This window comes from Parvibaculum sp., assembly GCF_045863935.1.
Taxonomy (GTDB): Bacteria; Pseudomonadota; Alphaproteobacteria; order Parvibaculales; family Parvibaculaceae; genus Parvibaculum.
In genome coordinates this window covers 45,414-58,581 of sequence record NZ_BTVP01000022.1, presented here as the reverse complement: position 1 = coordinate 58,581, position 13,168 = coordinate 45,414, and the positions used below count along the sequence as shown (strand labels likewise).

Sequence of the window (13,168 nt, the reverse complement as noted above, 5' to 3'; positions counted from 1 at the left end):
TCAATCAACGCCAGCCGCTACCCTCTTTTGCAGAGGAATCCCGAGGGGAGGGTGGAAGGAAGAATAGTTTTCGAATTTCATATGTGAGCCGATGCAATGAATGCAGTTTCGATCGACAACCCGCCCGTCTTCCGCCGCGAGGGCGATGTGTGGAGCGCGCAACCGCAGGTGCAAGGGCCTTTTGGCGGCATGCATGGCGGCGCGGTGGCGGCGCTCTGCGTCGGCGAAATGGAAGCGATGGCGGAAGGCAAGGGGTGGGGCGCGCTCGTCTCGGCCAATCTCTATCTGCTCAGACCGCTGCCGCTTGATGGCATTTCGAGCCGGATCGCGCCGCTGCGCGAGGGGGGACGCGCCAGCGTCATCGAAAGCGAATTATGGGCGGGCGGGAAATTGCAGGCGAAGGCGAGCGCCTGCTTCCAGAAGCCGCTCGACATTTCCGGCCTGCCGGGCGCGCCAGATGCGCCGGGTTTCAATCCCGAGACGTTTGCGAAATGGGAGCGGCCCGCGTTTTTCAAGTCCACCAATACCAACCAGGGCTTTCTCGATCTTTGCGACATTCGCGACGCGACCCATGAGGACGGCATGCGCGCGAAATGGATCCGGCTGAAGCGGGACTTCCACGAAAGCCCGACGCCCTTTTCAGCGGCGATGGCGGTTGCAGACGTGTCGACGCTCTTCACCGTGACGGATGCCGGGGAAAGGCCGAACGCCAGCGGCTGGCCGAATGCCGACCTTTCCTTGCATCTGGCGCGCGCGCCGATAGGGCCGTGGATCGGCATCGCGCAGCGCGGCACCTGGCATGGCGACGGGCGCGGGATGACGGAATCGGAAATCTTCGACGCCTATGGCCGCATCGGGCGCTCGTGCCAGAGCGTGGTGCTGCTGCCGGCGATGTGAGGCGCCTCAGTCGGCCAGCGGTTTCGCGACGCGCTCGACCATCTCGTTGGTCAGTTCGATCGTCATGTCGCGGAGCTTGCCCGTTTCCTCGGCATAGGCCTCGAAGGCCGCGACCATGAAATCGCGCTGAAGAGCCAGCATGTCGGTCATGGACTTCGCACCGAGCAGGGCTTCGGCCGTAGCGGCATCGGTATCGAAGCGCGTCTTGCCGAAATTCATGAGCTCGGCATTGATGCGCGTGATGCCGCTCGCAGCCATGTTGGCCGAAGCGGTGAAGGCGTCGATCATTTCGCGGGACATATCGTTCATCGGGTCACCTCGTGGTCAAAGGACATCCCCCTTGCGGCGGGCCGGCCAAGCCGGGCGCTTCCCTGCCGCACTGCAATAGGGAGTATGGCGCAGAATGGGGGCATTTCCATGACGTTATTCGCTAATGCAGCAAATTAGCCGCAGAGCGGCGGCGCTCCATTGACATTCGCGCGGCGGAGTGGCGCAAAGGGAGCTACCGGAGCGAGGGCCCATGGCACTGAACGACGAACAACTGGAACGCTATGCGCGGCACATCGTGCTGAAGGAGATCGGTGGCCCCGGCCAGCAGAAGCTCCTCAAGGCGCGCGTGCTGATCGTGGGCGCGGGCGGGCTCGGAAGCCCCTGCCTCATCTATCTGGCGGCGGCGGGCGTCGGGACCATCGGCATCGTGGACAATGACACGGTGTCGCTGTCGAACCTGCAGCGCCAGATCGTACATGGCGTTGCCGATGTGGGCCGCGCGAAGACGGAGAGCGCAGCGGCGGCGGCGGCACGCATCAACCCGGATGTGAAGATCGTTCAACACAAGGAGCGCCTGACGGCCGCGAACGCGCTGCGCATCATTTCCCAATACGACGTGGTGGCGGACGGCTGCGATAATTTCGCGACGCGGTTTCTCGTCAACGATGCCTGCTACTTCGCGAAGGTGCCTCTGGTGTCGGCGGCCGTCGGCCAGTTCGAGGGACAGGTGGCGACGTTCCGGGCCTTCGAGCGCGACGTGGAGGGAAATCCGAAACCGAATTATCGCGACTTCGTGGGCGCGACGCCCGAGCCCGGCTCCGTGCCGACCTGCGAGGAAGCGGGCGTGATGGGCGCGCTGACCGGCGTCGTCGGCTCGCTGCAGGCGCTGGAAGTCATCAAGGAGATTACCGGCGCGGGAACGAGCCTTGCGGGGAAGCTGCTGATCTACGACGCGCTCGACACGCGGTTCCGGACGGTGAAGCTCAAATGGGATCCGAAGAACCCGCTGACCGGCGAGAACCCGGCGATCACGGATTTGTCGATCCACGCGGCGTGAGGCGACGCCTCACATGATGGCGGGGATGACGCGATCCGGCGGGCGGTGGCCGTCCATGAAGGTCTTGATGTTGACGATGACCTTGCCGCCCATCTCGACGCGGCCCTCGATCGTGGCCGAGCCCATATGCGGCAGGGGCACGACGTTGGGCAGCTTGAGGAGACGCGGGTTCACCGCCGGTTCGCGCTCGAAGACATCGAGGCCGGCGCCCGCGAGTTCGCCCGCCTCCAGCGCGCGGATCAGCGCGTTTTCGTCGATGATCTCGCCGCGCGCGGTGTTGACGATATAGGCCTCCGGCTTCATGAGCTTCAGGCGGCGCGTGTCGATGAGGTGGAAGGTCTGCGGCGTCAGCGGGCAATTCACCGAGACGATGTCGACCTTGCCGAGCATGTCGTCGAGATTTTCCCAGAAGCGCGCCTCGAGCTCCTGCTCGATGACGGCATTGGCGGGCTTCCTGTTGTGATAATGAATTTCGAGACCGAAGGGCCTGGCGCGGCGCGCCACCGCCTGGCCGATGCGGCCCATGCCGATGATGCCGAGGCGTTTGCCCGTGAGGCGGCGGCCGAGCATCCAGGTGGGCGACCAGCCCGGCCACTGGCCTTCATGTTCGCGGAGATAGCGCGCGCCTTCCGAGAGACGGCGCGGCACGGCGAGGATGAGGCCCATCGTCATGTCGGCGGTATCTTCGGTCAGCACGCCTGGCGTGTTCGTTACCGTAATGCCGCGACGGCGGGCCGTCTCGACATCGATATTGTCGACGCCGGTGCCGAACTGCGCGATGAGGCGGAGGTTTTCGCCCGCCTGGGAGAGAAGGCGCGCGTCGATCCTGTCGGTTACGGTGGGGACCAGAACATCTGCCTCGCGGATCGCGGTGGCCAGCTCGGCGGCGGAAAAGGGATGATCGTCGGCATTCAACCGGATATCGAACAGCTCGCCCATGCGCGCCTCGATGGGGGCGGGCAGCTTGCGGGTGACGATGACGAGCGGTTTTTTGGCGGTCATGAAATACTCCGGCGGCAGTCCGGCTGGGGTGAGCCTCTTCTTATCAGGTTTTATCCGGTTGTTTGCGCCATTTTCTGGCAAAATCCGGTGAGTCGGCCGGCGGGGGCCAACGGGCAGAAGAAGAGATGCGGGAGAGGCCAGGCAATACGAGTAGGAGACGGAACGGGAGAGCAGGGCGCGCGGCGCTTTGCGCTGCCGCATTTCTTTGCGCGCCGCTCGTCGCCGCGGGGATGGGCTTTGGCGCGGGGCAAGGTCACGTCGCGGTAGCGGCGCTCGCGGCGGAACGAGGCGGCATGCCCGAACGAACGCCGGGGACGGCGACCGGGCTTCCCGTGCCGCGCTTCGTCAGCCTGAAATCCGGGCGCGCGAATGTGCGCCGCGGACCCGGCACGGATTTTCCCATCGACTGGGTCTATCGCAAGAGCGGCCTGCCGCTCGAGGTGATTGCGGAATCGAGCAACTGGCGGCGCATCCGCGACCATGAAGGCGATGGCGGCTGGATCTGGCATTCGATGCTGGATGGCGAGCGCACGGCGATCATGGACGCCGCGGATGGCGCTCCCGTCGCGCTGCACAAGGAACCCGCCGACGGCGCGCCCGTCATCGCCTATGCCGAGAAGGGGCTTGTGGCGCGGGTGAAGAGCTGCAAGGCGCGATGGTGCCACCTCGAGACCGGAGGTTACGAAGGCTGGGTCCTGCAGGAAACGCTGTGGGGCGTCTATCCGGGCGAAGAGTTCGAGTAGGCCGGGCGAAGTCCTGTCTCAGGCGAAGTCCTTCGCCAGGGCTTCCTTCACCTGCGGCTGCATCACCGCCATGTGGTGATAATTTTCGTGTGCGATGACGACCATGACCTGCGTTTCGGGCAAGCGGAACTTCGCGATCTGTTCGGGCGTGAAGCGGAAATGCACGAAATGCACGGATGAAGTCTTGCCGTCGGCCTTGGTGCGCTCGACATCCGTTTCGGCTTCGCCCGCGACCTTCTCGCCGCCGACATCGATGTAGAGATGCTTTTCGACCCAGGTGATCGCGCGCAGGAACTTGTCGCGGCGCACGGGATCGTTGATCTCGAACATGATCGTGGCAACGAGTTCGTTGCCCTGCGGGATCAGCGGATTGTAGGCGCGCAGTTCGTCTTCGAGCTGTTCGGCGCCGCCCTTTTCGATGTGCAGCATTTCCTGAATCTGCTGGAACATCGTGTCGTAGTTCTCGAAGTAGAAGGTGGCGTAGGGCCCGACTTCGACGCGGCGGTTCTTCTTCATCGCCGTGATCGCCGCGCGGCGCTCCTTGCGCTCCTTCGCATAGGTCTCGTAGGGGAGAATATCGGCGGGTGTGATTTCTTTTTTCATCGCAGTCATCTTTCGAGCCTTCTACAGAAGAGTGGACCCCCGCTTTACTGGATCAAGCCCCAGGCGCGCGCCATGATCTCGATCGGGTGATAAGGCGCCGGAGGTGCCGGCTCGTTCAGCGTCTCGATCTCGTGCACGAGATGCTTCGCGGCCAGCGGACAATCCGACGTCACATACTTGTTGCCGGTCTTGGCGACGTTGCGCGAGGCGGTCTTGCCAACCTTCATGGCGACCTCGAAGGTTTCCTTCATCACCCCGAAGGTTCCTCCGTGGCCGGAGCATCGCTCGACGATGTCGAGCTTGAGATCGGGGATAAGACGCATCATCTCGGCCGACTTCGCGCCCATGTTCTGCGCGCGGGCATGACAGGCGAGATGCGCCGTGACACCGCCTTCGACCGGCTTCAGGCCCGGCGCGAGCCCCTCCTTCTTCGCGATGTCGACGACATATTCGTCAATGTCGCGCGTCGCGGCGGAGAGCCTCTTCACGTCTTCGCTGTCTGGAAGAATGAGCGGCCATTCGAACTTGAACATGAGACCGCAGGAAGCGGTGAGCGTGATGATGTCGTAGCCCTTGTCGATCCAGGCGCACATATCCTTTGCGACCTTTTCCGCCTGGGCGGCGACTTTCTCGATGTTGCCCTGCTCGAGGAAGGGCATGCCGCAACAGCCGGGATAGGCGACTTCGGTTTCGACGCCGTTATGCGCGAGGACGAGGCGCGCGGCCTCGCCGACCTTCGGGTTGTTGTAGTTGACGAAACAGGTTGCGAAAAGGACAGCCTTGCGGCCCCTGGCGGGCGCGTCCTTCGGCGCGGCGGCGCCCGATGCGTCCTGCTTCTTCGCGCGGCGCGTGAAGGTTTGCCCGTGGAACTTCGGCAATTCGGCGCGGGCGTCGATGCCGGCGACCGCTTCGAGCGCCGGGCGCGTCAGCTTGTTGCCGCGCGAGGAACCCCAGTTCGCGAGCGGGGCGACGGGCGCGGCGAGCGTGCCGTTGCGGTCAGTCTGTGCGAGCTGACCGGGAACGAAAGGATAGCCACCCTTCGCCTTCGCTTCGGCCGCACGGTAGCGAAGCATCAGATGCGGGAAATCGAGATTGAATTCATGCGGCGGCACGTAAGGGCACTTCGTCATGAAGCACATGTCGCAAAGCGTGCAGGCCTCGACGACGGGAGCGAAGTCGGCCGACTTCACCTCGTCGAGTTCGCCGGTCGGGCTTTCGTCGATCAGATCGAAAAGGCGCGGGAAGCTGTCGCAGAGATTGAAGCAGCGGCGGCAACCGTGGCAGATGTCGAAGACGCGGCGCATCTCCTCATCGAGTTTTTCGAGATCGTAGAACTCGGGGTTGTGCCAATCGAGGGGGTGGCGGGTCGGTGCTTCGGTACTGCCTTCTTTCGGGCTGCTCATCGGCCAAGGTCCCCAGCGCAAAGTTGAAACGTCGAGAGACGGGGAGCGGAGGGACGGAAGTCCCTCCGCTTCGAATGCGGGACGCGATCAGCCGTTGAGGCTGTCGAGCGCCTTCTGGAAACGGCCGGCATGGCTCTTCTCGGCCTTGGCGAGCGTTTCGAACCAGTCGGCGATCTCGTCGAAGCCCTCTTCGCGCGCGGTGCGCGCCATGCCCGGATACATGTCGGTGTATTCGTGCGTCTCGCCGGCAATCGCGGCCTTGAGGTTCTTGTCGGTGCCGCCGATGGGCTCGCCCGTCGCCGGGTCGCCGACTTCCTCGAGGAATTCGAGATGGCCGTGAGCGTGGCCCGTCTCGCCCTCGGCAGTCGAGCGGAACACGGCCGCGACGTCGTTGAAGCCTTCAACGTCGGCCTTCTGAGCGAAATAGAGATAGCGGCGGTTGGCCTGGCTCTCGCCCGCGAAAGCCTCCTTGAGGTTTTCCCAGGTCTTGGTACCGGAAAGCGATGTCATGATCTTGCTCCTCACCTGTTGTGTCTGACGGTTCATCCATGCGGCCGCGAGGGGCCCGGAAGGCCGGGCCGGATGGGGGATTCGGCGCAATCCTATGCCCGCCTGCGACACAGGTCAACAGTTTGGAATATCTCCAAACAATCTTTTTAGCGCTTGTTTTTGCGAGGAATTATTAGTTACGAGTGCGATCATGCAGACGCACGATCACGTCCACGCGCGCCACATCCATGCCTTCGGGAGCAGGCGGCAGACGGCCGATCATCACATCGTCGCCGGCGATATCCATCAGCGCCCCATCCTTCTCAATGAAGAAGTGATGGTGGTCATCCGTATTGGTGTCGAAATAGGTGCGCGAGCTGTCCACCACGACCTCGCGGAGGAGGCCGACGCCCGTGAACTGGTGCAGCGTGTTGTAGACGGTGGCGAGAGAAACGCTCACGCCCGCCTTCTGCGCCTCGTCATGGAGCGCTTCGGCCGTCACGTGGCGGTCGCCGCCGTCGAACAGAAGGCGGCCCAGCGCCAGGCGCTGGCGGGTGGGGCGCAATCCGGCCTCCCGCAGCCTGTTGAGCGTCTGTGCGTAGGGTCTTTCCTGCGTCACGAACTTTCGTCCTCTGGTTTCCGGCGGCCCGATCCGTTTCGTATAGAAGGCGAATTAAAGGGTGCAGTTTGTAATCGTTACAAACAAATAGATAGTGTGTGCGTCATAGGTTTGTCAAGGGCGCGGCGGCTGCCATGGCGGGCGCTAAATGCCCGTAAGCCAAGGGTTTGCGGCGGCCCAAGGGTGTGTTACGAAGCGCAGAAGGCGAGGAAACCGGGACGGCAAAAGCCGTCCCAAAGTGAGGACGGCTCCGGATAGCACCACGGCGAGCGCCGGCAGATGCGGATCGGGCCTTTTGTTGAGCGGATGGAGATGGCGGAGCAGAAGTCGGCATATTCCTACGAAGATTTGCTCGAATGCGGGCATGGCCGGCTGTTCGGCCCCGGTAACGCGCAGCTGCCCCTGCCCCCCATGCTGATGATCGATCGCATCACCCATATTTCGGATGAAGGCGGCGAACACGGCAAGGGCCTCATCAAGGCCGAATTCGACATCAAGCCGGATCTCTGGTTCTTCCCCTGCCATTTCGAAGGAGACCCGATCATGCCGGGTTGCCTCGGCCTCGACGGTGCCTGGCAGCTGCTCGGTTTTTTCCTCGGCTGGATCGGCGGCAAGGGCAAGGGACGCGCAGTCGGCGTGGGCGAAGTGAAATTCTCCGCCATGGTGACGCCCGCCATCAAAAAGATCGAATACATTATTCAGCTCAAGCGTGTCGTGAACCGCCGGCTGGTGGTCGGCGTTGCCGACTGCACCATTCTGGCCGATGGCGAACTGGCCTTCACCATCAACGACATGAAAGTCGGACTGCAAGCCGAAGGGCAGCCGGCCTGACAGAGACGGCGCGACACAGGACAAACACTGGATTGAAGTGAAAGAGAGGCTGCCATGAGGCGAGTGGTCGTCACGGGCATGGGTATCGTCTCCAGCATCGGGAACAATGCGCAGGAGGTGACGGCGAGCCTTCGCGAAGGCAGATCCGGCATCGTGAAGGCGGACACTTACGCCGAGATGGGCTTTCGCAGCCAGGTGCATGGCAGCCTGAAGATCGACCTCGACGAGGCGGTGGACCGGCGCGCGCGGCGCTTCATGGGCGACGGCGCGGCCTATGCCTGGATCGCGATGAACCAGGCGATTGCCGATGCGGGCCTTGAAGAGAGCGATGTCAGCAATCCGCGCACGGGGCTCATCGTCGGTTCCGGCGGCCCTTCGACGCGCGCCATCGTTGCCGCCGCCGACATGGCGCGGAGCGAGCCCGTGAAAGGCCCGAAGAAGGTCGGCCCCTTCGCCGTGCCGAAGGCGATGTCTTCGACCTGCTCGGCGAACCTTTCGACCTGGTTCAAGACGAAGGGCGTCAACTATTCGATCAGCTCTGCCTGCTCGACCTCGGCCAATTGCATCGGCAATGCGGCGGAGATGATCCAGTGGCGCAAGCAGGACATGATGTTCGCGGGCGGCGGCGAGGAACTCGACTGGACGCTTTCCGTGCTCTTCGACGCGATGGGCGCAATGTCGTCCAAGCGCAACGACACGCCGGAAAAGGCAAGCCGCGCCTATGACAAGGATCGCGACGGCTTCGTCATCACAGGCGGCGGCGGCATCGTCGTGCTCGAGGAACTCGAACACGCCAAGGCGCGCGGCGCGAAGATCTATGCCGAAATCGTCGGCTATGGCGCGACGGCGGACGGCGCGGACATGGTGGCGCCATCGGGCGAAGGCGCGGTGCGCTGCATGAAGATGGCGCTGGAAAACGTGAAGGCGCCCGTCGACTATATCAATCCGCATGCGACCTCGACGCCGGTCGGCGACATTCCCGAGATCAAGGCGATCCATGAAGTCTTCGGCGCAAAGACGCCGCCGATCAGCGCGACGAAATCGCTCACCGGCCATGCGCAGGGCGCAGCCGGCGTGCACGAGACGATCTATACGCTGCTCATGATGCAGTCGGGCTTCATCGCGGCGAGCGCGAATATCGACGAGATCGACCCCGCTGTCGCGGAGGCGAATATCGTGCGCGAGCGGATCGACAATGCCGACATCAATCTCGCGATCACGAACAGCTTCGGCTTCGGCGGCACGAACGCGACGCTGGCTCTGCACCGATATAACGGGTGAACCGGCCGGGGGAGCGTAACCGGAAGTCTTCCGGGAACGTGGCCGGACAAAACGGGGAATAAACGACGCATGCACGGTTCCGATGGCGAAAAGGCGGGCGAGGAAGCGCTGGTTCTGACCGGCCCGCTGATGAAGGGCAAACGCGGCCTCATCATGGGCGTGGCGAACGATCATTCGATCGCCTGGGGCATCGCGCGCGCGCTCGCGGCGCATGGGGCGGAACTCGCCTTCACCTATCAGGGCGAAAGCTTCGGACGGCGCGTGAAGCCGCTCGCGGAGTCGGCGGGATCGAACCTGCTGCTGCCCTGCGACGTGACGGACCCGGCGAGCCTCGATTCCGTTTTCGCGACGCTTGAAAAGGAATGGGGCGTGCTCGACTTCGTCGTCCATGCCATCGCGCATTCCGACAAGAACGAGCTCAAGGGCCGCTATGTCGACACGACGCGCGAAAACTTCCTGCGCACGATGGATATTTCCTGCTTCTCCTTCACGGATGTGGCGCGGCGCGCGGCGAAACTGATGACGCGGGGCGGCTCCATGGTGACGCTCACCTATGGCGGCTCGACGCGCGTCATGCCGAACTACAATGTGATGGGTGTGGCGAAAGCCGCGCTCGAAGCGAGCGTGCGCTATCTCGCGGTCGATCTCGGCCGGCACGGCATTCGCGTGAATGCGATTTCGGCGGGCCCGATGCGGACGCTGGCGGGCTCGGCGGTCGGCGATGCGCGCTTCGTCTTCAAGTGGAACAAGGCGCATGCGCCGATCAAGGAATCGATCGAACTCGATCATGTCGGCGGCGCGGGCCTCTATCTCCTCTCCGATCTTTCCGTGCGCGTTTCCGGCGAAGTGCATCACGTCGATGGCGGCTACAACATCATCGGCCTTCCGCGCGCGGAAGAGCTGAAGGCGCAGATGGAGAACGGCGAGGGCTGAGGCCCGTTATTTTCGCCGCGTCATCTCAAGCACGTTGAAGGTCGATTCAAGTTCCGGCCAGGGGAAGACCGCGCGGGCGCGGCCGTCTTCGAGCAGAGCCGCAATGGCGGGTTCGTCCACAAGCTGCGGGTCGGTGACGCCACCTTCCGGGCCGGAATAGTCGCGGATGGGACCGGAATGTCCCTCGTTCGGCGTTGCAAGCAGCACCCAGCTTTTTTCGTCACGCGGATAGAGATAACCCGACACCCGCTGAGAGCCTGAGAGCTTCTCGAAGAAGAGCCGGCCTTCGCGCGCGACCACCTCGCAGCGGAACCAGCCATAGACGACGAAGCCCGCGAAGGACCCGCCCGCCTTGATGGTGCGGCAGTTCCACTGGCCTTCCAGCCTTTCAGGATCGGCGGCGACGGTCTCCGCCTCCATGACGGAGACGAGTTCGTTGTAGGTGCCGTTCTCCTCACCCGCGACACGCGACTCCATCATGCCCTTCGTTACCGCGTCCTCGTAGCGGTCCAGACGGTCGAGATCGCGCGGCGTCGCGTGACTTCGCCAGTCGGGCGCTTCGTCGGCAAGCGCGGGCAAAGCCGCGAATGAAACAAGAGCTGCGAGCAGAGCGAGGCGCATGAATGTCTCCCAAAAGAAAACGGGGCCGGATGGCTGACCCATCCGACCCCGGAATTCTAGCGACTTTATGTCGAAAGATCAGTCGCGGTCGCGACGGCGGCCACGGCCGCCACCGCCGCCTTCGCGCTTTTCGCGGGGCTGCTCGGCGGGCTCGTTTTCATAAACGATCTCTTCGCCCGTCTCCTGGTTCACATGCTTCATCGACAGGCGGACCTTGCCGCGATCGTCGAAGCCGAGAAGCTTCACCTTGACCTTGTCGCCTTCCTTGACGATGTCGGAGACCTGCTCCACGCGGTTCGGCGCCATTTGCGAGATGTGCACGAGACCGTCGCGGGGACCGAAGAAGTTCACGAAGGCGCCGAAATCGACGACCTTCACGACCGTGCCTTCATAGATCGCACCGAGTTCCGGTTCGGCGACGATGCCCCTGATCCAGTCGATCGCGGCCTTGATCGACGTGGCGTCCGAAGAAGCCACCTTGATCGTACCGTCGTCGGAGATGTCGACCTTGGCACCGGTCTTTTCCACGATCTCACGGATGACCTTGCCGCCCGTGCCGATGACTTCGCGGATCTTGTCGGTCGGAACGGTGATCACCTCGATGCGCGGCGCATGTTCGCCCATTTCGGGGCGCGCCGTGTCGAGGGCTTTCGCCATCTCGCCGAGGATATGCATGCGGCCGCCCTTCGCCTGAGCGAGGGCCTGCTTCATGATGGCCTCGTTGATGCCAGTGATCTTGATGTCCATCTGGAGCGAGGTCACGCCTTCTGCCGTGCCCGCCACCTTGAAGTCCATGTCGCCCAGGTGATCCTCGTCGCCGAGAATGTCGGAGAGGACGGCGAAGCGCTCACCCTCGAGGATGAGGCCCATGGCGATGCCCGCCACGGCGCGCTTCAGCGGTACGCCCGCATCCATCATCGCGAGCGAGGAGCCGCAAACGGTCGCCATGGAGGACGAGCCGTTCGATTCCGTGATCTCGGAGACGAGACGGATCGTGTAGGGGAACTCGGTCTTAGCCGGAAGCACCGCACGCAGCGCGCGCCAGGCGAGCTTGCCGTGACCGACTTCGCGGCGGCCCGTGAAGCCGACGCGGCCGGTCTCGCCGACCGAGAAGGGCGGGAAGTTGTAGTGCAGCAGGAAGTTTTCCTTGTAGGTGCCTTCCAGCGCGTCGATGAACTGCTCGTCGTCGCCCGTGCCGAGGGTCGCAACCACAAGGGCCTGCGTCTCGCCGCGGGTGAAGAGAGCCGAGCCATGGGTGCGCGGGAGAACGCCCACTTCCGAGACGATCGGACGGACCGTTTCGAGATCGCGGCCGTCGATACGGCTCTTGGTGTCGAGGATCGAGTTGCGCACGATGTCGCTTTCGATCTCCTTGAAGACGCCGCCAATTTCCGTTTCCGGCACGGCGTCCGCGTTGTCGGGATTGCAGAAGGCGGTCTTGGCCTTGTCCTTCGCCTTGGAAATCGCTTCGTGGCGCTGGCCCTTGTCACGAAGACCGTAGGCCGCGCGGAGATCGCCTTCGACGAGCGAACGGACCTTGGAGACCAGCTCCGAATTGTCCTTCACATCGATGGCGCGCGGCTCCTTGGCGCATTTCTCGGCCAGGCGGATGATCATGTCGATCACCGGCTGGAACTCGCGATGACCGAACATGACGGCGCCGAGCATGACGTCTTCGGAGAGCTCTTTCGCTTCCGATTCCACCATCATCACGGCATCCGACGTGCCGGCGACGACGAGGTCGAGAGCGCTTTCGGGCATCTCGTCGATCATCGGGTTGAGCTTGTACTCACCGTCGATGTAGCCGACGCGCGCAGCGCCGATCGGCCCGAGGAAGGGCAGCCCCGAGATCGTCAGGGCGGCGGACACCGCAACCATCGCGACGATATCGGGATCGTTTTCCATGTCGTGGCTGACGACGGTCGCGATCACCTGGGTTTCATTCTTGAAGCCCTTGATGAAAAGCGGACGGATCGGACGGTCGATCAGGCGCGAGACAAGCGTTTCCTTTTCGCTCGGACGGCCTTCGCGCTTGAAGAAGCCACCGGGAATCTTGCCGGCGGCGTAAGTCTTTTCCTGGTAGTTCACGGTGAGGGGGAAGAAATCGAGCCCCGGCTTCGGCTTGCGTTCGCCGACGACCGTCGCCAGCACCGTGGTCTCGCCATAGGTCGCGAGCACTGCGCCGTCGGCCTGGCGGGCGATCTTGCCCGTTTCGAGAACGAGCGTACGACCGCCCCATTCGATTTCTTCGCGTGTGATTTCAAACATATCGGTTTCCTGTTCCGCGGCCCCGCTATCCATGCGTTCATCCACCATCATGCGGCGGCCGCTTTTCTGCCGCTCATATCGCGGCCGGACAAATCGGACGGTCTTTCGGGGATGCGCCGAATGCGCTGCGCGGTCCGCGCAAAACCCGGAA

Annotated in this window: 14 protein-coding genes; 6 read left to right on the top strand and 8 right to left on the bottom strand. The window is 63.4% G+C overall.

The window, feature by feature from the left end; genetic code table 11:
* Positions 1-96 precede the first annotated feature (96 nt).
* On the top strand, positions 97-897 hold the full coding sequence (locus ACKUUH_RS10860; RefSeq protein WP_407949938.1) for a thioesterase family protein: 801 nt from the start codon (positions 97-99) through the stop codon (positions 895-897).
* A 6-nt stretch (positions 898-903) separates the two neighbouring features.
* Here the strand turns inward: ACKUUH_RS10860 and ACKUUH_RS10855 are convergent, their stop codons facing one another.
* Positions 904-1,206: a phasin family protein gene (locus ACKUUH_RS10855; protein WP_407949937.1), complete on the bottom strand. Its 303-nt coding sequence runs from the start codon at positions 1,204-1,206 to the stop codon at positions 904-906.
* 211 nt (positions 1,207-1,417) lie between these two features.
* Between ACKUUH_RS10855 and ACKUUH_RS10850 the strand changes: the two genes are divergently transcribed.
* Complete coding sequence (locus ACKUUH_RS10850; protein WP_407949936.1) at positions 1,418-2,224, top strand: HesA/MoeB/ThiF family protein; 807 nt, start codon at positions 1,418-1,420, stop codon at positions 2,222-2,224.
* A 9-nt stretch (positions 2,225-2,233) separates the two neighbouring features.
* Here the strand turns inward: ACKUUH_RS10850 and ACKUUH_RS10845 are convergent, their stop codons facing one another.
* Positions 2,234-3,226 carry a 2-hydroxyacid dehydrogenase gene (locus ACKUUH_RS10845; protein ID WP_407949935.1) on the bottom strand — a complete coding sequence of 331 codons (993 nt, stop codon included), beginning with the start codon at positions 3,224-3,226 and terminating at the stop codon, positions 2,234-2,236.
* A 293-nt stretch (positions 3,227-3,519) separates the two neighbouring features.
* Here ACKUUH_RS10845 and ACKUUH_RS10840 point away from each other — a divergent pair, with 293 nt between their 5' ends.
* Positions 3,520-3,969: an SH3 domain-containing protein gene (locus tag ACKUUH_RS10840; protein ID WP_407949934.1), complete on the top strand. Its 450-nt coding sequence runs from the start codon at positions 3,520-3,522 to the stop codon at positions 3,967-3,969.
* 18 nt (positions 3,970-3,987) lie between these two features.
* On the opposite strand, the gene ACKUUH_RS10835 is transcribed toward ACKUUH_RS10840, so the two are convergent.
* The 4 genes from ACKUUH_RS10835 to irrA all read right to left on the bottom strand — a co-directional run bounded on the left by ACKUUH_RS10835 (position 3,988) and on the right by irrA (position 7,083).
* Complete coding sequence (locus tag ACKUUH_RS10835; RefSeq protein WP_407949933.1) at positions 3,988-4,572, bottom strand: DUF3501 family protein; 585 nt, start codon at positions 4,570-4,572, stop codon at positions 3,988-3,990.
* A gap of 44 nt (positions 4,573-4,616) precedes the next feature.
* Positions 4,617-5,975: a heterodisulfide reductase-related iron-sulfur binding cluster gene (locus ACKUUH_RS10830; RefSeq protein ID WP_407949932.1), complete on the bottom strand. Its 1,359-nt coding sequence runs from the start codon at positions 5,973-5,975 to the stop codon at positions 4,617-4,619.
* Positions 5,976-6,062: 87 nt separating this feature from the next.
* Positions 6,063-6,485 carry a rubrerythrin family protein gene (locus tag ACKUUH_RS10825; protein ID WP_322312481.1) on the bottom strand — a complete coding sequence of 141 codons (423 nt, stop codon included), beginning with the start codon at positions 6,483-6,485 and terminating at the stop codon, positions 6,063-6,065.
* Between the two features lie 172 nt (positions 6,486-6,657).
* Positions 6,658-7,083 carry an iron response transcriptional regulator IrrA gene (irrA, locus tag ACKUUH_RS10820; RefSeq protein ID WP_407949931.1) on the bottom strand — a complete coding sequence of 142 codons (426 nt, stop codon included), beginning with the start codon at positions 7,081-7,083 and terminating at the stop codon, positions 6,658-6,660.
* Positions 7,084-7,395: 312 nt separating this feature from the next.
* On the opposite strand from irrA, the gene fabA reads away from it, so the two are divergent.
* The 3 genes from fabA (at position 7,396) to fabI (ending at position 10,128) form a co-directional block, all read left to right on the top strand.
* Complete coding sequence (fabA, locus tag ACKUUH_RS10815; protein WP_407949930.1) at positions 7,396-7,914, top strand: 3-hydroxyacyl-[acyl-carrier-protein] dehydratase FabA; 519 nt, start codon at positions 7,396-7,398, stop codon at positions 7,912-7,914.
* Between the two features lie 54 nt (positions 7,915-7,968).
* Complete coding sequence (gene fabB / locus ACKUUH_RS10810) at positions 7,969-9,195, top strand: beta-ketoacyl-ACP synthase I (RefSeq protein WP_407949929.1); 1,227 nt, start codon at positions 7,969-7,971, stop codon at positions 9,193-9,195.
* A gap of 69 nt (positions 9,196-9,264) precedes the next feature.
* The gene (fabI, locus tag ACKUUH_RS10805; protein ID WP_407949928.1) at positions 9,265-10,128 is read left to right on the top strand and encodes an enoyl-ACP reductase FabI; all 864 of its coding nucleotides are present in this window, start codon (positions 9,265-9,267) and stop codon (positions 10,126-10,128) included.
* Between the two features lie 6 nt (positions 10,129-10,134).
* Here the strand turns inward: fabI and ACKUUH_RS10800 are convergent, their stop codons facing one another.
* Positions 10,135-10,749: a DUF4893 domain-containing protein gene (locus ACKUUH_RS10800; RefSeq protein WP_407949927.1), complete on the bottom strand. Its 615-nt coding sequence runs from the start codon at positions 10,747-10,749 to the stop codon at positions 10,135-10,137.
* 78 nt (positions 10,750-10,827) lie between these two features.
* Positions 10,828-13,017, bottom strand: coding sequence for a polyribonucleotide nucleotidyltransferase (pnp, locus tag ACKUUH_RS10795; RefSeq protein WP_407949926.1), 2,190 nt, complete (start codon positions 13,015-13,017; stop codon positions 10,828-10,830).
* Positions 13,018-13,168 lie beyond the last annotated feature (151 nt).